At 61.7% G+C, this 18,676-nt stretch carries 21 protein-coding genes and 1 riboswitch; of the genes, 5 read left to right on the top strand and 16 right to left on the bottom strand.

Translation table 11 applies throughout. The features are described from left to right. Positions 1-418 precede the first annotated feature (418 nt). The 3 genes from ACZ0AZ_RS17360 (at position 419) to ACZ0AZ_RS17350 (ending at position 2,814) form a co-directional block, all read left to right on the top strand. Positions 419-643 carry a hypothetical protein gene (locus ACZ0AZ_RS17360; RefSeq protein WP_016773719.1) on the top strand — a complete coding sequence of 75 codons (225 nt, stop codon included), beginning with the start codon at positions 419-421 and terminating at the stop codon, positions 641-643. 270 nt (positions 644-913) lie between these two features. Beyond that, positions 914-1,396, top strand: coding sequence for a hypothetical protein (locus ACZ0AZ_RS17355; RefSeq protein ID WP_024012180.1), 483 nt, complete (start codon positions 914-916; stop codon positions 1,394-1,396). 146 nt (positions 1,397-1,542) lie between these two features. Next, the gene (locus ACZ0AZ_RS17350) at positions 1,543-2,814 is read left to right on the top strand and encodes an OmpP1/FadL family transporter (RefSeq protein ID WP_039763708.1); all 1,272 of its coding nucleotides are present in this window, start codon (positions 1,543-1,545) and stop codon (positions 2,812-2,814) included. A gap of 210 nt (positions 2,815-3,024) precedes the next feature. Here ACZ0AZ_RS17350 and ACZ0AZ_RS17345 read toward each other — a convergent pair whose 3' ends face one another. The 14 genes from ACZ0AZ_RS17345 to cobO form a co-directional block, all read right to left on the bottom strand. After that, the gene (locus tag ACZ0AZ_RS17345; RefSeq protein ID WP_039763707.1) at positions 3,025-3,585 is read right to left on the bottom strand and encodes a glutathione peroxidase; all 561 of its coding nucleotides are present in this window, start codon (positions 3,583-3,585) and stop codon (positions 3,025-3,027) included. A gap of 54 nt (positions 3,586-3,639) precedes the next feature. Next, on the bottom strand, positions 3,640-3,762 hold the full coding sequence (locus ACZ0AZ_RS17340; RefSeq protein ID WP_268747873.1) for a hypothetical protein: 123 nt from the start codon (positions 3,760-3,762) through the stop codon (positions 3,640-3,642). Then, the gene (locus ACZ0AZ_RS17335) at positions 3,759-4,967 is read right to left on the bottom strand and encodes an MFS transporter (protein ID WP_129999253.1); all 1,209 of its coding nucleotides are present in this window, start codon (positions 4,965-4,967) and stop codon (positions 3,759-3,761) included. Before ACZ0AZ_RS17335 ends, ACZ0AZ_RS17340 begins: the two co-directional genes overlap by 4 nt. Before the next feature lie 52 nt (positions 4,968-5,019). Continuing rightward, positions 5,020-5,424 (bottom strand): MarR family winged helix-turn-helix transcriptional regulator, encoded by a 405-nt coding sequence (locus ACZ0AZ_RS17330; RefSeq protein ID WP_463537787.1) that lies wholly within the window; start codon positions 5,422-5,424, stop codon positions 5,020-5,022. Between the two features lie 175 nt (positions 5,425-5,599). Next, entirely contained in the window at positions 5,600-6,322 is a 723-nt protein-coding gene (locus ACZ0AZ_RS17325) for an adenosylcobinamide-GDP ribazoletransferase (protein ID WP_463537786.1), read from the bottom strand. Between the two features lies 1 nt (position 6,323). Then, positions 6,324-6,899: an alpha-ribazole phosphatase family protein gene (gene cobC / locus ACZ0AZ_RS17320; protein ID WP_129999255.1), complete on the bottom strand. Its 576-nt coding sequence runs from the start codon at positions 6,897-6,899 to the stop codon at positions 6,324-6,326. Continuing rightward, positions 6,896-7,951: a nicotinate-nucleotide--dimethylbenzimidazole phosphoribosyltransferase gene (gene cobT, locus ACZ0AZ_RS17315; RefSeq protein WP_129999256.1), complete on the bottom strand. Its 1,056-nt coding sequence runs from the start codon at positions 7,949-7,951 to the stop codon at positions 6,896-6,898. The genes cobC and cobT overlap by 4 nt, the downstream gene beginning before the upstream one ends. After that, complete coding sequence (cobU, locus tag ACZ0AZ_RS17310) at positions 7,948-8,469, bottom strand: bifunctional adenosylcobinamide kinase/adenosylcobinamide-phosphate guanylyltransferase (RefSeq protein WP_463537785.1); 522 nt, start codon at positions 8,467-8,469, stop codon at positions 7,948-7,950. The genes cobT and cobU overlap by 4 nt, the downstream gene beginning before the upstream one ends. A gap of 120 nt (positions 8,470-8,589) precedes the next feature. Continuing rightward, positions 8,590-10,041 (bottom strand): cobyric acid synthase, encoded by a 1,452-nt coding sequence (locus tag ACZ0AZ_RS17305; RefSeq protein ID WP_039763695.1) that lies wholly within the window; start codon positions 10,039-10,041, stop codon positions 8,590-8,592. Continuing rightward, positions 10,038-11,030, bottom strand: coding sequence for a threonine-phosphate decarboxylase CobD (cobD, locus tag ACZ0AZ_RS17300; protein WP_039763694.1), 993 nt, complete (start codon positions 11,028-11,030; stop codon positions 10,038-10,040). The genes ACZ0AZ_RS17305 and cobD overlap by 4 nt, the downstream gene beginning before the upstream one ends. Then, positions 11,023-11,931 carry an adenosylcobinamide-phosphate synthase CbiB gene (cbiB, locus tag ACZ0AZ_RS17295; protein WP_463537784.1) on the bottom strand — a complete coding sequence of 303 codons (909 nt, stop codon included), beginning with the start codon at positions 11,929-11,931 and terminating at the stop codon, positions 11,023-11,025. Before cbiB ends, cobD begins: the two co-directional genes overlap by 8 nt. Then, positions 11,928-12,578, bottom strand: a complete 651-nt coding sequence (gene bluB, locus ACZ0AZ_RS17290) for a 5,6-dimethylbenzimidazole synthase (protein WP_463537783.1) — start codon at positions 12,576-12,578, stop codon at positions 11,928-11,930. The genes cbiB and bluB overlap by 4 nt, the downstream gene beginning before the upstream one ends. Then, complete coding sequence (locus ACZ0AZ_RS17285) at positions 12,575-13,957, bottom strand: cobyrinate a,c-diamide synthase (protein WP_463537782.1); 1,383 nt, start codon at positions 13,955-13,957, stop codon at positions 12,575-12,577. Before ACZ0AZ_RS17285 ends, bluB begins: the two co-directional genes overlap by 4 nt. Beyond that, positions 13,954-14,565, bottom strand: a complete 612-nt coding sequence (gene cobO / locus ACZ0AZ_RS17280; RefSeq protein WP_129999262.1) for a cob(I)yrinic acid a,c-diamide adenosyltransferase — start codon at positions 14,563-14,565, stop codon at positions 13,954-13,956. The genes ACZ0AZ_RS17285 and cobO overlap by 4 nt, the downstream gene beginning before the upstream one ends. An 81-nt stretch (positions 14,566-14,646) precedes the next feature. After that, positions 14,647-14,875, bottom strand: a riboswitch (cobalamin riboswitch). A 163-nt stretch (positions 14,876-15,038) separates the two neighbouring features. Between cobO and ACZ0AZ_RS17275 the strand changes: the two genes are divergently transcribed. After that, positions 15,039-15,623: a hypothetical protein gene (locus ACZ0AZ_RS17275; RefSeq protein WP_039763683.1), complete on the top strand. Its 585-nt coding sequence runs from the start codon at positions 15,039-15,041 to the stop codon at positions 15,621-15,623. A 66-nt stretch (positions 15,624-15,689) separates the two neighbouring features. Beyond that, on the top strand, positions 15,690-17,003 hold the full coding sequence (locus ACZ0AZ_RS17270; protein WP_463537781.1) for a PQQ-dependent sugar dehydrogenase: 1,314 nt from the start codon (positions 15,690-15,692) through the stop codon (positions 17,001-17,003). Positions 17,004-17,130: 127 nt separating this feature from the next. On the opposite strand, the gene ACZ0AZ_RS17265 is transcribed toward ACZ0AZ_RS17270, so the two are convergent. Beyond that, complete coding sequence (locus tag ACZ0AZ_RS17265) at positions 17,131-17,667, bottom strand: C40 family peptidase (protein ID WP_310407153.1); 537 nt, start codon at positions 17,665-17,667, stop codon at positions 17,131-17,133. Positions 17,668-17,882: 215 nt separating this feature from the next. Beyond that, positions 17,883-18,500: a C40 family peptidase gene (locus ACZ0AZ_RS17260; protein WP_016773699.1), complete on the bottom strand. Its 618-nt coding sequence runs from the start codon at positions 18,498-18,500 to the stop codon at positions 17,883-17,885. Positions 18,501-18,676 lie beyond the last annotated feature (176 nt).

Here is an 18,676-nt window from a genome sequence, read left to right as displayed (position 1 = left end):
GCGTTAGTACCAAGCTGAAAGTCAATTCCGGTCGAACATCTCCCCACGGTCAACTTCCAAACAAGAAGCTACTGCCGAAAAAAGCGGGAACGACCCCTCGATGGTTTCCAGGTAAATCTTGCGACGACGCTGCCTTTGAATGAAAGCAAAGGGCGTTGCGAAGAACACTTACTCTGACCGAACCAACCTGCAAATTGATCAGGATCTTCACCCCGGGCCCAGAACCTTTGCCCTCGCTGTGATGCCTGTCCTCCTAAGTACCTACCTGCCAGCCCAAGCGCGCTCACTTATCAGCGCTTCAAACTGGCTGCTTTGTTCCAGTCGGGTTCTTCGTTCGATCAATGGTGATCAACGTTACTGGAACGTTTTAACGTTGCACGGTTCTTATCCGTGTCATTTGTAGGAACACCTAATAACTATGTCTACTCAAATCCAGACTCAGGATGCCATTCGCACCCTAACCAACGCTTTTGCTCCAATGAACTGCCTGATCATGGCCGCTCGCAAAGGCTGCTTCAGCTTCACCGTGGTCAATGAACACGGCATCGCTCGTCACAGCGAGCGTCTGTACCCCGATCAATACTCCAGCGCCGAACCGCTGCAGGCCGTGATCGAGCGTACCCGGCAGGCACTGGTTGCCTGAAAGCCGGACAGGCTGCAAAAGCAAAGCCCTGCTGAAAAGCGGGGCTTTTTATTGCCTGATATTTCACTGTTAACGCTGCGCTTCTAAGCAGGTTCCGATCTAACGCCGGGAAAGCCATGGCGGAAATATTTTAAAAACAGTCCTTTACACGCTGAATATGACACTACACTTCAACTCAAGCGGCGTGACCCGCTTGCGGCGAGCCTGAGTCGATCCACAGCTGCCAAAGCCCTTCAGGACTCGCCCTCAACAACAAGAACCGAGGGTGTTATGGGTATCGCTGCCAGCGAACTGTGCCGCTATGTGATCCGTCCCACATTGATCTATCTGGGACGCCACTGCGCAACCGCCGAATCCCTGCTGCTGGGTATCGCTGCCAGCCAGTCCGCCCTCGGGTCTGCCCTGCATGACCGCCGTGGCCATGGCCTCTACCGGATCGCCGAGCATCGCCATCAGGCACTCTGGGACGATTATCTGGCGCTCGATCCGGAGCGCGCCAGCCTGGTGCGCGGCTTGGCCAGTCAGCATGCGTTCCTCAGCGGCCCGCATCTGGAACTGACCGTCAACCTGCGTTACGCCACGGCCATCGCCTGGCTACTGGTGGAAGAACAAAACCCCACCCTCCCCGCTCCGACCGACCTGCTCGGCATGGCGCGCATCTGGCGCCAGACCTTTCAACCGCAAGGTCGCCTGCGCGACTTCACCTATGCCTGGCAAACCTGTGTTTCACCGCTGAATCAGGTCGCTTGCTGACCAGGCGGTTTCACAAGTTCTCGCATCAGGCCGCCATTTTGGTCGGATTGTCCTACAAAACCGCTCTAACTCAAGGCATACAGGCTATAGCGCTGGGACGAAAATGTTGGTAATTTTCGCCCCGGTGATCACCAGGAGTTCTAATAATGAAAAAAGTCATGCTCAAAACCACCCTTAGCCTCGCCGTTACCCTTGCCTCTACACAAATCTTCGCGGCAGGTTTTGCCCTCAACGAACAAAGCATCAGTGGCATGGGGACTGGTTTTGCCGGGCGATCTTCTTCTGCCGACGACGCAAGCACTGTTTATGGCAACCCGGCCGGCATGGCGCGCATCAAGCGCGAACAGGTCACCGGTGGCGTCGCCGTTGTCGACGCACACACCGATATCAGCAACGCCAGCTCCAGCCCGAATGGCGGCAGCAACAAAGGCGACATGGTGCCCTTCACCGCTGTACCTATGGGCTTCTATGTAAAACCGATTGATGATCACTGGGCATTCGGTCTCGGTGTGTACGTGCCGTTCGGTCTGATCACGGATTACGAAAACGGCTTCGCCGGCCGTTACTTCGGCAGCAAGTCCGAAGTACAAGTCATCACCTTCCAGCCAACCGTCAGCTACGCCTTCAACGACAAGGTGTCGATCGGTTTCGGCCCGACTATCAACCGCATCGACGGCGCGCTGGAATCCAACCTGTCGATCACCCAGGCACTGCCGGATGGCAAGGTCAAGATCAAGGGTGACGACACCGCGCTGGGCTACAACGTCGGATTGCTGGTCCAGGCCACTGACACTACCCGCCTGGGCCTGACCTATCACTCCAAGGTCGACTACAAGCTCGAAGGCAACACCAAGGTCAACTACGGCGCGCTGGCGCTCGTGGGTGTCGGCGCCAACCAGAAGTACGACGCTTCGCTGAAGATCACCACACCGGAATCCGTGGACTTCTCGGTCACCCAGGCGATCAATGATCGCTGGAACGTCTACGCCGGTACCACCTGGACTCGCTGGAGCCAACTGGACAAGATCACCGTGAAGAACTCCGGCGTGCAGCCTCTGCTGGCCGGTCAGTTCGGTTCGATCAACGAAGACCAGAACTGGCATGACTCCTGGGCCTACGCCGTGGGTACCTCGTACCAGTTGAACAAGGAATGGGTACTGCGTACCGGTCTGACCTTCGATCAGTCTCCGACCAACAATGAAGACCGCTCGCCGCGTATCCCGACTGGCGACCGCACCATCTTCAGTATCGGCGCCGGCTGGAGCCCGACCGACGACCTGACCATCGACGTCGCGTACTCGTACCTGAAAGAAGAGTCGGTCAACATCCGCAACGAAAATGCCCGTGGCCAGACCTACGATGCCAAGTATGAAAACTCGGCGAACGGCTTCGGTGTCGGCGCGACTTACCGCTTCTGATGCTCGATGGCGAGGCTAACCCCTCGCCCACTAAAAAGCCCCGCTCTCTTTACAGAGGCGGGGCTTTTTCTTGCCTGCAACTTTTCACTGGAACGACTAAATCACCCTTGTGGGAGCGAGCCTGCTCGCGAAGGCGGTATGTCAGATGTAGATTTGCTGGCTGACACACCGCTTCGCGAGCAGGCTCGCTCCCACAGGGTAAAGCATGAGTCAGTGAGTCAGCGGTTCGGAGGCAATGGCCTTTTCGATCGCGGCGATAAACTCGGGGTCATCCGGTTTGGTCAAGCTGGAAAAACTCGCCACGACCTTGCCTTGCCGGTCCACCACGTACTTGTAGAAATTCCACTTCGGCGCATTGCTCTGCGCGGCCAGCACCTGGAACAGATGTGTGGCGTCGTCGCCGCGAACTTTCTGCGGCTCGGTCATGTTGAAGGTCACGCCATAGTTGGCGTAACAGACCTTGGCGGTTTCCGCGCTGTCCTTGGACTCCTGCTTGAAGTCATTGGACGGCACGCCGAGCATCTCCAGCCCTTGCGCCTTGTAGCGCTTGTTCAGCGCCTCAAGGCCTTCGAACTGCGGGGCGAAACCGCAGAAGCTGGCGGTATTGACCACTACCAGCGGCTTGTCGGCGTACTGCTTGCACAGATCGATGGATTCCTTGGCGCGCAGCTTCGGCAGCGAGCCTTGCAGCAGCTCAGGACAGTCGGCAGCCTGGGCCAGGCCAGTCAACGCCATCAGCAACGCGGGAACAGCACACCAGCGCATCAACATATCGAACTTCCTTGGGCAGTCATCAGGCTTTGACGTTACTCGCCACGCTGCGATCTAGCAAATGCTCATGCCCAACTGCATCAGCGCCAGACCGCCGCGCTGCCAGCCCCACCACACCAGCGCCAATAGCGCTGCAGCGACTGCGGTGACGGCGAATCGCGCGCAGATCCGGCTCATGCTGCGCTCGCAGCGGCTTGCAGGCGCGCCACCGGACGCTCGCGCACCGGCCAGTTCAGCGCCGCCGCGAGCAGGCTCAAGAGAACCGCCACTTGCCAGATCAAGTCATAACTCCCGGTTCGGTCATACACCACTCCGCCCAGCCAGCCGCCAAGGAAGGAGCCGAGCTGATGGAACAGGAAGACGATGCCGCCGAGCATGGACAAATTGCGCACGCCGAACAAGGTCGCCACCGTACCGTTGGTCAACGGCACCGTCGACAGCCACAGAAAACCCATGGCCATGCCGAACAGATACGCTGTGGTGGTGGTCACCGGCAACCACAGGAACAGCACGATCACCACTGCGCGCAACAGATACAGCGCAGTCAACAGACGCGGTTTGGACATGCGGCCACCGAGCCAGCCGGCGGTGTAAGTGCCGAAGATATTGAACAATCCGATCAACGCCAGCACCGTAGTGCCGACACTGGCGGGCAGATGCTGATCGACCAGATACGCTGGCAAGTGCACACCGATGAACACCACCTGAAAACCGCAGACAAAAAAGCCGAACGCCAGCAGCCAGAAACCGGAGTGCGAGCAGGCTTCACGTAGCGCTTCGCCAAGGGATTGTTCGTGGCCAAGCACCGGCAGCGGCTTGTCTTTTAGCATGCTTACCAGCGGCACAATCATCGCCACCAACAGACCCAGCACCAGCAATGCGGCGGACCAGCCGAGCCAGCCGATCAAACCGAGCGTGCCCGGCAACATGGCGAACTGGCCGAACGAACCGGCAGCGCTGGCAATACCCATGCCCATGCTGCGTTTGTCGGCCGGGACAGCGCGACCGACCACGCCGAGGATCACCGAGAACGACGTACCGGACAAACCAATGCCGATCAACAGGCCGGCGCTCAGCGACAAAGTCATCGCCGAGTCGGACAGGCCCATGCACACCAGACCCAGCGCGTAAAGCATGCCGCCGACCAGCACCACTTTCGCTGCACCGAAGCGGTCAGCCAGCGCACCGGTGAATGGCTGCGCCAGGCCCCAGATGAGGTTTTGCAGGGCGATGGCGAAGGCGAACACTTCGCGGCCCCAGCCGAACTGTGCGCTCATCGGCGACAGGAACAGACCGAACCCGTGGCGCACGCCCAATGACAACGCCAGGATCAGCGCACTCCCCAGTAACACCCAACCGCACGTCCGCCACATCGTTGTCATTGTTATTCTCCAGTCGCGGGTATATACCCGCTTGAGCGCGAAAAAACCGGCGTCAGGCCAGTTCGTCGAGCAGTTTGAGCAAAGTTTCGCGTTTCTCGGCACCGAGACGGTCGATCAGCCGCTGTTGCGCCGCTTCCCACGCCGGCAATGCTGCTGCCAGGCGCTGCACGCCGGTTTCGGTGAGCCGGATGATACGGTTGCGCATGTCCTCGCCTTCGGCCAGCGCCACCAGACCTTCACCCTCCAGCACACGTAGATTGCGCCCGAGAGTGCTGCGATCCAGGCCCATGGCCTCGGCCAGTTCGGAAATACTCGGCTGCTCCAGCCGCTGCAGATTGCACAGCAGAGAATACTGGGCAACGTTGATCCCGAAGCCGTCGAGAGCGCCGTCGTAATGCCTGCTGACGCCACGCGCGGCGCGACGCAGGTTGGTGCACAAACACTGAGAAGGAAGCATGATGCGTGTATATACCCGCGAGTGTGTTAAATCAAGTTACAGATGAGTTTATCCACGCATTTGTGGCGCCTGACCGATCGCTATCGCGAGCAGGCTCACTCCTACAAGGAGTACGCATTCCAACTGTAGGAGTGAGCCTGCTCGCGATAAGGCCGGCATTACCAACCCAAATCTTTCAGACGAGGGCCAACCCAACCACCACCCCCATCTCCAGCAATTCCAGCAACGCCCCCGCCGTATCCCCGGTAGTCCCGCCCAGCCTCCGCATCATCAACCGCCGCAGCCAGACAAACCCGACCAGCGAAATCAGCACCGCGCCGATACCCGCGATAAACACGCAGCCCAGCGCACTCAACCCCAGCACCCACCACCCCGCTCTGCGCGGCAGATGATCGGCCAGTGCCTGGCCCAAGCCACCCGCACGCACATACGGCGTAGTCAGAAACAACCCCAACAGCGCCGCTCGCCCCAGTACCGGCACGGTAATCAGCGCCAGGGTATGCCCTTGTTCGATCAGTGCCAGCAGCGCGGCAAATTTGAGCAACAACACCAGCACCAGCGTGACCACCGCAATCGGCCCGCTGCGGGGATCTTTCATGATCGTCAGCGTGCGCTCGCGATCACCGAAGCCACCGAGCCAGGCATCGGCGCTGTCCGCCAAGCCATCGAGATGCAGCGCCCCGCTGAGCAACACCCACAGGGTCAACAACAGCGCCGCATGCAGCAACATCGGCGCGCCGGCAAGCAGCAGATTCAACGCGTAGAGGATCAGCCCGAACAGCAATCCCACCAGCGGATAAAACAGCAGCGAACGGCCAAGCTGTTGCGGCTTGGGCATGCCCGGCAGGCGAATCGGCAGGCTGCTGAGAAACTGCAAGGCGATCCACAGCGGCAACATCTCAGTGACCTTCCTTGAGCGCGCCATCGGCCTCGACCGTCAGCGCAAACAGCGCGCCGTGGCCGACTTCGACATTGAGCAATTGTTCGCGCGGCAGCCCTCGCGCCTGCGCCAGCAACAAGCGCATCACACCGCCGTGGCTGACCAGCAGAATCCGCTCGCCGGCGTAAGCCGCATGCAACCGCGCAACCGCCGCCAACACCCGCGCTGAAAAATCGCCGACCGGCTCACCCTGCGGTGGCGTAAATCCATAGGGATCAGCCCAGAACAGCCCCAGCGCTTCGGCATCCGTCTCCATCAACGCCGCCGCGCTCTGCCCTTCCCACGCGCCGAAATGCAGCTCTTGCAGATCCTTGTCCAGATGCACGGACAGGTTCAGTTGCTCGCCGAGTTCAGCAGCGAAGCGCGCGCAGCGCTGCAATGGCGAACTGACGATACGATCCCACGGCCCGCCGTCGACCACCGCCGTACGCATCTGCGTCCAGCCATTAGCGGTCAGCGCATCGTCGAGGCTGCCGCGCAGGCCGCCGCCGAGTTCCGTTTCGCCGTGGCGCAACAGGTCCAGGCGCAGGCTCATGCCGGGCGATCCGCCACGGCTGCTTCGGCGAACGTCGCCATTTGCCCGTGCAGGTCACAGGCCAGACGCAACAACGGCACCGCCAACGCCGCGCCACTGCCCTCGCCCAGGCGCAGGCCGAGTTCCAGCAACGGTTCGGCGCTCAAGGTTTCCAGCACGTGGCGATGGCCCGGCTCGGCACCGCGATGGCCGAACAACAGCCATTCACGACAGGCCGGATTCAAGCGCACTGCGACCAGCGCGGCGACGGTACAGATAAATCCGTCGACCAGCACCGCGATGCCGTCCTGCGCGCAGGCCAGATAAGCGCCGACCAACGCGGCAATCTCGAAACCGCCGACCTTGAACAGCGTCTGCAAGGCGTCGCCACGCTGTGCGGCATGCAGGGCCAGCGCGCGTTCGATCACTTGCGCCTTGTGGCTGACGCCAGCGGCATTCAGCCCGGTACCGGGCCCGGTCAGGTGCGCCACCGGGCAATCGAGCAAGGCACAGGCCAGCGCACTGGCTGCAGTGGTGTTGCCGATGCCCATTTCGCCGCCGATGAATAACTGCGTGCCGGCGGCTTTCGCGCGCAACACGCTGTCGCGACCGGCCTGCAGGGCCAGTTCGCCCTGCGCCTGAGTCATCGCTGCACCCTGAGCGAAGTTCGCCGTTCCCGCGCCAATGTTCAGATGGCGCACGCCGGGCAGATTCAGCGTCGGATTCACCGTGCCCAGATCGACCACTTCCAGCTGCGCGCCGAGCTGACGCGCCAGCACGCTAATCGCCGCGCCGCCGCTGACAAAGTTGAGCAGCATTTGTCCGGTGACTTCCTGCGGATAAGCCGATACGCCTTCGGCTACCACGCCATGGTCGCCAGCGAAAATCGTGATCCAGACTTGATCCAGCGTTGGCTTGAGCTGACCTTGCAGACCGGCCAGTCGCACGGCCACCGATTCAAGGCGTCCCAGCGAACCGGCCGGTTTAGTCAACTGCTGCTGGCGCTCGGTCGCTTGCGCAACCATCTCGGCATTCACTGTTTTGCACGGGTTCAGCCACCAGGTCGGGCTCATAACGCAGGTCCTTTCAAAGTCAGGGGCAGGCCGGCGACGGTCAGGACAACGCGCTGACAACACTCGGCCAGAGCTTGATGCAGCCAACCGGCTTCATCGACATAGCGGCGGGTCAATTCGCCCAGCGGCACGACACCCATTCCGGTCTCGTTGCTGACAAAAATGATTTCACCCGGCAACGACGCCAGGCAATCGAGCAAGGCTTCCCGCTCGGCGGCGAGACGTTCGGCGTCGTCGAGCATCAGCAGATTGGTCAGCCACAGGGTCAGGCAATCGACCAGCAGGCAGCGCTCGGCGCCGGCGGATTCGCGCAGCACGCGGGCCAGTTCCAGCGGCTCTTCGATCAACGCCCATTCAGCCGGGCGGCGCGCGCGGTGATGGGCGACGCGCTGGTTCATTTCGCCGTCCAGCGGCTGGCTGGTAGCGATGTAGGTCACCGCGAGATGGCTGTCGCTGGCGAGTTTTTCCGCCAGACGACTCTTGCCGGAGCGGGCGCCGCCGAGGATCAGTTGGAGCATGGGTTCATCCAAAAATGTGTGGTGAGACAACCGGCCCCTTCGCGAGCAGGCTCGCTCCCACAGTTGATCGCAGTTCCCTGTGAGAGCGAGCCTGCTCGCGAAGAGACCAGCCCAGACAACTCAAATCCCGCAGAGCTGACGTAACAGCCCGGTGTCCAGATGCTTCTCCACCAGATCAGCCAGTCGCTCGATATCACGCTCGCGCAAGCCGTGGTAATCGACCTCTTGCACATCACTCAAGCCCGCCCAGCGCAGCAACGCCGCGCTCGCCTCGGGGGATTCGAACAAGCCGTGCAGATAGGTGCCGAACACCTGGCCATCGGCACTTTGCGCACCATCGCAACGACCGTCGTCCAGATGCACCGCGGGGTTTTCCAGCGCCGGCCCGGTGGTTACGCCAGCATGGATTTCATAACCGCTGACTGCGGTGTTTTCCAGCGCCAGCCGCCCGCGCACGTTGCGCAGTTGCTTGTCGGCTTCAAGTTGCGTTTCGAACGCCAGCAGACCCAGGCCGGCACTGGAGCCGGCAGCGCCTTCCAGCCCAAGCGGGTCGTGCACCTGCTCGCCGAGCATCTGCAGACCGCCGCAAATCCCCAGCACCTTGCCGCCGTAGCGCAGATGCCGATTGATTGCTGCGTCCCAACCGTTGGCGCGCAGATAAGCCAGATCGCTGCGCACGCTTTTCGAGCCTGGCAGGATGATCAGATCGGCGGCAGGAATCGCCTGCCCCGGGCCGACAAACTGCAGATCCACCTGCGGATGCAGACGCAGCGGGTCGAAGTCGGTGTGATTGCTGATGCGCGGCAGCACCGGCACCACCACTTTCAACACCTGCTCGGCCTTATCGGTCTGGCGTTGGTCGATACCGTCTTCGGCCTCAAGGTGCAGGTCCATCACGTAGGGCAACACGCCAACCACCGGTTTGCCGGTGCGCTGCTCCAGCCAGTCGAGGCCCGGTTGCAGCAAGGCAATATCGCCGCGAAAACGGTTGATGATGAAGCCTTTGACCCGCGCCTGCTCACTCGGCGAAAGCAATTCCAGCGTGCCGACCAGATGCGCAAACACGCCGCCGCGATTGATGTCGGCGATCAGCAACACCGGGCAATCCACCGCCTCGGCAAAGCCCATGTTGGCAATATCGCCGGCGCGCAGATTGATCTCGGCCGGCGAACCGGCGCCTTCGACCATGACCAGCGGATACGCCGCAGTGAGCCGCGCATGGGAAGCGAGCACCGCTTGCATCGCGATGGTTTTGTAATCGTGATAGGCAACGGCGTTCATCGTCGTCACCGCGCGGCCATGAATGATCACTTGCGCGCCGGTGTCGCTGTTGGGCTTGAGCAGCACCGGGTTCATGTCGGTGTGCGGCTCGAGACCGGCCGCTTGCGCCTGTACTGCCTGCGCGCGGCCGATCTCGCCGCCGTCAGCGGTCACTGCGCTGTTGAGCGCCATGTTCTGCGGTTTGAACGGCACCACCGCCACGCCCTGGCGGGTGGCCCAGCGGCACAACGCGGTCACCAAAGTGCTTTTGCCGGCATCGGACGTGGTGCCTTGCACCATCAGAGTGGTCATGGATTGTCCTTGGTGAAAGCTTGCAAAGCCTGTTCGAGACGCAGCGCTTGCGCGGCATCGGCAGGCAGGCCGAAACGCACACTGCTGTTGTGGCTGAACAGGCGCAGGAGGATGCCGCGCCGGGCGAGGAATTCGTGCAGCGCTTCGGCGTGCTCGGTGATCAGCCACTGAAACAGCGCGCAGCCACCCTGCGGTGCAAAACCGCAACGGGTCAGCAGCGCCACCAGCCGTCCGCTCGCTGCATCGCTGCGAATCCGCTGACGGGTGTGACCCTCGGTGTCTTGCAGACACGCCGTACCGAGCACCCGCGTCGGCCCGCTCACCGCCCACGGCCCGACCTGTTCGGCGAGCAGTTTGAGCAACTTGCGCTCGGCCAGAACGAAACCGAGGCGCACCCCGGCCAGGCCGAAAAACTTGCCGAACGAACGCAACACCACCAGCCCGACCTGATGGGCATAGGGCGCCAGGCTCAGTTGCGGCGTGTTGTCCATGAACGCTTCATCGACCACCAGCCAGCCGCCGCGTTGCGCCAGCCGCGCATGCCAGTCGAGCAGGCGCGCCGGGGTCAGGCTCAGGCCGGTCGGGTTATTCGGATTGACCACCACCAGCACATCGAGACTGTCGAGAAAGAACTCGACTTCCTGCTCGAGCACTTCACGGACGATGTAACCGCTGCGCCGCCAGGCTTCGGCATGCTCGGCATAGCACGGCGACAACACGCCGACCTTTCCAGCCCGGCGCAAACGCGGCAGCAGCTGGATGGCCATTTGCGAGCCGGCGACCGGTAGCACCTGCGCGGCGCCGTAATAATCGCAGGCCGCCTGTTCCAGACCGTCGTCGGTTTCCGGCAAGCGCGCCCAGGCGCGCAGCGGAATCTCCGGAATCGGGAACGGCCAGGGCGCGAGGCCGCTGGACAGGTCAAGCCAGTCGGCTTCGGCAATCCCGTAATCGAGTGCAGCCTTGCGCAGCCGGCCACCGTGCTCAAGCATAAAATTCCGCCCCCAGGCAAAGCATCAGCAGCCACAACCATACGCCGCGCTGGACCAATTGCCAGCCACGGTCGATGGATTCGGCATCGGCCGGCGCACCTTCGCCCAGTTGCGGGCGCTCATGCAGTACGCCGTGATAGATCGCCGGGCCACCCAACTCGACGCCCAGCGCACCGGCACCAGCTGCCATCACCGGGCCGGCGTTGGGGCTGTCCCACTTTGGCGCCTGGGTGCGCCAGCACTTCAGTGCGAGTCGGGTTTTGCTGAGCAGCGCGTAGGTCAATGCCACCAGACGCGCAGGAATGTAGTTCAACACGTCGTCGATTTTCGCCGCGGCCCAGCCGAAACGTTCGAAGCGTTCGTTGCGATAACCCCACATCGCATCGAGGGTATTGCTCAGGCGATACAGGACCACGCCCGGCGCACCGGCGACGACAAACCAGAACAGCGCGGCAAACACCGCATCGCTGCCGTTCTCCAATACCGATTCGGTGGCGGCGCGGGCCACAGCGTTGCTGTCCAGTTCATCGGTCTGGCGGCTGACCAGATAGCCAACACGCTTGCGCGCCTCGTCCAGATCATCGGCGCGCAACGCCGCCGCGACCGGCGCAACATGTTCGCCGAGGCTGCGCATGCCGAGGGCGCAATACAGCGCGAGAATCTCGACGATCCAGCCCACATACGGTGCCCAGGAAAAAGCCGTGGCGAGCAAGGTCAGCGGCAGCACCGCGAGCACCCATGCGGTCACACCATGGCTGCGCCAGCCACGGCCGCCGGCGTTGAAGCGTAGCTCGATGCGCCCGGCCAAATTGCCGAACGCCACCAGCGGATGCCAGCGTTTCGGTTCACCGAGTAGCGCATCCAGCGCTACCGCGGCGACACTCAGCAACGCCACACTCATTGACTCACTCCCCAATAATTTTCGTACAGCAACTCGTTCAGCGGCCGCGCCTGCGCCCAGCCTTCGAGCACCAGCATCGGGGCCGGATAGAATTCCTTGACCGGGCCCAGACACAACACCGCCAGCGGCTTGGCACCGGTCGGCAACTTGAGCAAATCCGCCAAGGCTTGCGGCTCGAACAGCGAGACCCAGCCCATGCCCAGACCTTCAGCGCGGGAGGCCAGCCACAGATTCTGGATCGCGCAGGACAGCGAAGCCATGTCCATTTCCGGCAACGTGCGCCGACCGAAAATGTGTTTTTCGCGATCGTCCATCAGCGCCGCGACCAGCACCTCAGCGCAGTCGTTGATGCCTTCGACCTTGAGCTGCATGAACTCATCGCTGCGCTCGCCAAGGGCTTCGGCGGTGCGGATGCGCTCTTCTTCCACCAGATCGCGGATCTGCCCGCGCAAGGCACCATCGCTGATGCGGATGAAGCGCCAGGGCTGCATCAGGCCGACGCTTGGGGCCTGGTGGGCGGCTTCCAATAAACGTCGCAGCAGCTGCGGCTCGACGCTGCCACCGGTGAAGTGGCGCATGTCGCGGCGTTCGGCGATGGCCTTGTAGACCGCTGCGCGTTCGGCTGCGGAGAATGTGTTGTCGGTCATGGGCCTTTCGCGAGCAGGCTCGCTCCCACAGGGTTCAGGTGATCCATTGTGGGAGCGAGCCTGCTCGCGAAGGCGGCCTCACGGTCTGGCGCAAACAATGCAGCAATCGCAGTCGGATTCGACGGAAAATAAAAGTGCACATAGGAAGCTGTCATCCGCCCCTCGCGATAAACCGCCTCAGCGCCGCGCCCGCCATTGGGGCTCAACCCCCGGGCAATCGGCGTCAGCTCGGTGGTGGTCAGCGAATGGTGATACGTGTGCCCTCGCAAAGAACCTTCCGGCAACTCAACCGCCTGCAACGCCAATGCCGCCAGACGCTTCTGCATCACCGCATCACCTTTCAACAAACCGACCTGCTCAGCACGAGTGCCTTCCACGTCAGTCAGCGAATCAAGCAAATAAAGCATCCCGCCACATTCAGCGAGCAACGGCTTGCCCGCTGCGTGATGCGCGCGGATGGCTGCAAGCATCGAGGTGTTCTGCGCCAGCGCGACGTGATGCAGCTCTGGATAGCCGCCCGGCAAATACAGGCTGTCCGCGTCGGGCAATTGCGTGTCGCGGATCGGCGAGAAAAAGTGCAGCTCGGCGCCCATCGCCCGCAGCAAATCGAGGCTGGCGCCATAGGTGAAGGCAAACGCTTCATCGCGGGCGACGGCGATGCGCACACCTTTTAATAGAGGCTCGGCTTCGATGACATCAGGCGCGGCGAATTCGACCGCCGGTGGCAGCGCGACTTGGCAACTGCTGGCCAGCGCATCGGCGGCCGCGTCGAGACGCAGATCCAGATCATTCAATTCGCTGGCCTGGACCAGGCCGAGGTGGCGGCTCGGCAATTCGATGCCGGTCTCGCGGGACAGTGCGCCGTACCAGCGCAGACCTTCGGTGAGGCTGCCTTCGAGCAATTGCGCATGGCGCAAGGTGCCGACGCGGTTGGCCAGCACGCCAGCGAACGGCAAGTCCGGCTGATACTTCGCCAGGCCCAGCGCCAAGGCACCAAACGTCTGCGCCATGGCGGTGCCGTCGATCACACCGAGCACCGGCACACCGAAGTGGCGCGCCAGATCAGCGCTGGATGGCGTGCCGTCGAACAGGCCCATCACGCCCTCGATCAGAATCAGCTCGGCCTCGGCGGCAGCTTCCCACAACAAACGGCGACTTTCCTGCTCGCCGACCATCCACATGTCCAGTTGATACACCGGCGCACCGCTGGCGCGCTCGAGGATCATCGGGTCGAGAAAGTCCGGCCCGCACTTGAACACGCGCACCTTGCGCCCTTGGTTGCGATGCAAACGGGCGAGTGCGGCGGTGACGGTGGTCTTGCCCTGACCGGAGGCCGGCGCGGCAATCAACACCGCCGGACAGTGACGTGGTTGCTTCAAAGTTCGACGCCTTTCTGCGCTTTGATCCCGGCCTGGAAGGCGTGCTTGAGCATGCCCATCTCGGTGACCGTGTCGCCCATCTCGATCATTTCCGGCTTGGCGCCGCGACCGGTAACGACCACGTGTTGCATCGGCGGGCGCGCCTGCAAATCGCTGAGCACCTGATCGAGATCAAGGTAGCCGTGCTTGAGGGCAATGTTCAATTCGTCGAGCACCACCAGACCGATCGAAGGGTCGCGCAACAATTCCCGCGAGACTTCCCAAGCGGCGGTCGCCGCGGCGATGTCACGTTGGCGATCCTGGGTTTCCCAGGTGAAGCCTTCGCCCATGAGGTGGAAACGCACCTGCTCGGGGAAGCGGCGGAAGAACAATTCTTCGCCGGTGCTGTTGCGGCCCTTGATGAACTGAACCACGCCGCATTGCATGCCGTGGCCCATGGCGCGGGCGAGCATGCCGAACGCTGAGCTGCTCTTGCCTTTGCCATTGCCGGTCAGCACCAGCACCAGGCCGCACTCGTCGGGCGAGTTGGCGATGCGTTCGTCGATCACGGCTTTCTTGCGCTGCATGCGCGCCAGATGGCGTTCGTCACGCTCGGGGGAATCAGTCATGGGGAGCTCTCCGTTGAGGCTGGATAACGGCGGGCAGGCACAAGAATAGACGGCAAAAAGCCTGGCATCGCCCACCGTGATGCCGCTGAGATGGATCAGGCCGGTCTCCGGGCTCATGAGCGGCATCGGCCGGACTGCGCGCCTTCCCGCTTCTTTCGAGGCAGTGGCTCAAGGCGCAGTTTTCACTCATTTACCGTTGCGGGGGCAGCGCCGGGATCGTCGTGGCTTCGCTTGAAGACCACCCTCACCGGCTTCCCTGTTTCACTCTGTCGACGCGGGGCCACAGAGCACCTGAAACAAGCGGCGAAGGTTAGAGGGTTGGGGGTGGAGCGTCAATTGAAGAGGCGCATTGCGCGCAAATAGCTGCCGCTGATCAATTGTGCAGCGGCAATCTTGTGCCAGACTGTGACAAGTGATATCAAAGAGCCATGCTTTTTTCCAAAAAGCCCACTACAACAATAAGGATGACGACGATGCAAGGCATGATCATCAGCAACCCGCGCCTGGAATTCCTGCGCCCGGTGCTGGAACGCTGGTTTGACTGTATCGATCGCTACAACACCGTTCGCGGCGACAACGACACGCCGTATTGGCACGACGAGAAAGCCAATCTGGGCCTGCTCGCGGCAGCGGCGTGGATGGCGGAAATGGTCACGCTGAACGACACCGCCACGCGCAAACAGAACGAAGAAGGCGAACGCAATGCCCGCGCCGACCTGCTGATTGCCGGCGCCGAAGACCGCGCGTTCATTCAAGCCACGCAACGCTGGCCACGGGTCAACAACCTCAACCTGACCCAGGCGCTGCTCGACATCACCGTTGATGCCAAACGCATCAGCTACGCCAGCGATCTCAAGCTCGGCTGCCTTTTCGTCGCTCCGCAAAAAGCCCAGCACAGCGCCAGCCCCGAAGAACTGCAGGACATGGTCGACGACCTGCAAAAGGAGCACACCTGCGCGGTAGCCTGGTATTTCCCCTACGCCTACCGCAAATTGCACAGCGACACGGGCAATTATCATCCGGGCATCGCCATGCTGTTCAAGGAAGCCCGCGGCTGAGCAGTTGAACCATCGGGCCTGCGCCCTCCTCTATGTTTAGGAATGCATTCATAGGGAAGATCAGCAATGCGCAAGGCCCAACTCGCTCTTATCATCGCCGTCGCTGGCGGGCTCGCCGCCTGCGGTGAAACCTCCAGCCTGCAAGTCTCCGACGGCACCGGCCCGTCGCCGAAACTGCCCGAACCGAACAAGACGCTGATCCCGACAGTCAACATCGCCCCGGCGGTGGGCTGGCCACAAGGCACGAAACCGACCGCAGCGGCCGGCACCCAGGTCGCGGCGTTTGCCGAAGGCCTCGATCACCCGCGCTGGCTCTATGTGCTGCCCAACGGCGATGTGCTGGTGGCGGAAACCAACGCGCCGCCCAAGCCTGACGACAGCAAAGGCATTCGCGGCTGGGTAATGAAGAAAGTCATGGGCAAGGCCGGCGCTGGGGTGCCGAGCCCGAACCGCATCACCCTGCTGCGTGACGCCGACCACGATGGCGTCGCCGAAACCCGCACGGTGTTTCTGCAGAACCTCAATTCGCCATTCGGCATGACGCTGGTCGGCAACGATCTGTACGTAGCCGACACCGATCGCCTGCTGCGCTTCAACTACGAGCCGGGTGCCACCGAGATCAAGACCCAACCGATCAAAGTCGTCGACTTGCCCGGCGGCACGCTGAATCACCACTGGACCAAGAACGTCATCGCCAGCAAGGACGGCAGCAAGTTGTACGTCACCGTCGGCTCGAACAGTAACGTCGGCGAAAACGGTCTGGATCAGGAAGAAGGCCGTGCGGCGATTTGGGAAGTGGATCGTGCGACCGGCAATCACCGCATCTTCGCCTCGGGCATCCGCAATCCCAACGGCCTCGCCTGGGAACCCACCAGCGGCGCGCTGTGGACAGCGGTCAACGAGCGTGACGAAATCGGCAGCGATCTGGTGCCGGACTACATCACCTCGGTCAAGGACGGCGGCTTCTATGGCTGGCCGTTCAGCTACTACGGCCAGCACGTCGATGTGCGGGTCAAACCGCAGAATCCTGATCTGGTGGCCAAGGCCATCGCTCCGGATTACGCGGTCGGTCCGCACACCGCTTCGTTGGGCCTGACCTTCGCCGAGGGCAACCGCTTACCGGCGCAATTCAAGGAAGGCGCGTTCATTGGCCAGCACGGCTCGTGGAATCGCAAACCGCACAGCGGCTACAAGGTGATTTTCGTGCCGTTCACTGGCGGCAAACCGACCGGGCAACCGGTAGATGTGCTGACCGGTTTCCTCGACAAGGATGAGAACGCGCTGGGCCGCCCAGTGGGCGTGGTCATCGATCAGCAAGGTGGCTTGCTGGTGGCGGATGATGTCGGGAACAAAGTGTGGCGCGTTTCGGCCAGCAAATAAGCTAAGCGCGACGCAAAAAATGCGGGAGCGAGCCTGCTCGCGAAAGCGGTTTATCAGTCAAATCATGGTCGACTGACACTCCGCCTTCGCGAGCAGGCTCGCTCCCACATTTCGTTATGCATTCGAACTATGGGTTATGCGCCAACTGTCCCGGCTGCAACACCCGCTTGGCGCTCAGATACGCCTTCTGCCAATAAGCCTTCGACAGGCTGTCGAGTTTGACCGTGCCGCCCGTGGCAGGCGCATGCACGAAGCGCCCCTCACCCACGTAAATCCCCGCATGGCTGACCTGCGAGCCGCCATTGGTGGCGAAGAAGATCAGGTCGCCGGTCTGCAAGCCTTCCTTGCCCACATTCGGCGCCTGCATGACGATCATTTCGCGGGTCGAGCGCGGCAGCGAGATGCCCGCCGCGTCGCGGTAGACGAAACCGATCAGGCCACTGCAATCAAAACCGGAATCCGGCGTGTTGCCGCCCCAGCGATAAGGCGTACCGACCAGGCCCAAGGCACGGAACAGCACGTCTTCAGCAACAGGGGAAAAAGTCTGGGTAGGTGCGAACACGATTGGCGCGCGAACCACGGGGGCTGGCGGCGGTGTACGGCTGGCGCAGGCGCTGAGCAGCGCGGCGCAAAGAATCAAGGTGAGGCGGGCCGACATCGTCATAAGCAGAACATCCTGATCTGGCTGCGGCTTTCTCTGCCGAATGGACAGAAACAAAACCGCCTGCGTCATCACGCAGGCGGTTTGCCATCAATATAGATTCAGGATTCTAGCGGCTACGCGGCAAACTTCAAGTAAGACTTTAACTTCACCTTGTAAAGTTTACGTCTACTCCGTCGCCGGGCCGTTTTGTCGCCGCGAACGCAGCGACATCGGGGTTACTTGCGAGCGGTGACCACGGTCGGCGCCATGGCGAGTGCACGCTTGGCTTCGATGAAAGTCTTGCTCCAGTAGCTGTCACCCAGGCTGTCGATGCGAACACCGCCACTGCGACGACTGCTGGAGTGAATGAACTGGTTGTCACCCAGGTAGATCCCGGCGTGACTGACACGACCGCGACGACCATTGGTGGCGAAGAACAGCAGATCACCCGGCTCAAGGTTGCTGCGCGAAACCAGCGGCGCATCGACGTTGATCATTTCACGAGTGGAGCGCGGCAGGTTCATGCCCGCCTCTTCGCGGAACAGGTAACCGATGAAACCGCTGCAATCGAAGCCGGCTTCAGAGGTACCGCCGAAACGGTAACGGGTACCGATCAGGGACATGCCGCGCTCGAGGATGCTGTCAGCCAGTACAGGAAGCTGATAAGGCTTGCTGCCGTTGAACTGGTTGAGTTCTTTTTCGGTGTCCAGCTCTTCCTGGTAAATAACGGAAGACTGGGCGGTAGCAGAATTCTTGACCTGTTGCGGCGGCTCTTGAACCGGAGAATGAGCAGCACAACCGAATAACAGGGTAACGAGTGCGAGAGGCACGAGGGGTGCGAAGCGCTTTAGCATGGGCACGACCGTGGCTGATAGTTGTAAAGAAGCCGAGACTATGCCCGCTATCGTCCTCATTTGCAAATTCAATCGAACTTTATGTGACTTCCCGGTTTCGCGTTTACATCTAAGCGCTTAACTCGTTTGGCCGGTGAAACGCCGCAGGTACGCGGGTTTTCTGGCGCCTGAAAGCT

The sequence above is a fragment of the Pseudomonas sp. AC239 genome (assembly GCF_979258545.1).
The sequence above is the reverse complement of the archived record's forward strand: the minus strand, read 5'-3'. Positions and strand labels throughout refer to the sequence as shown.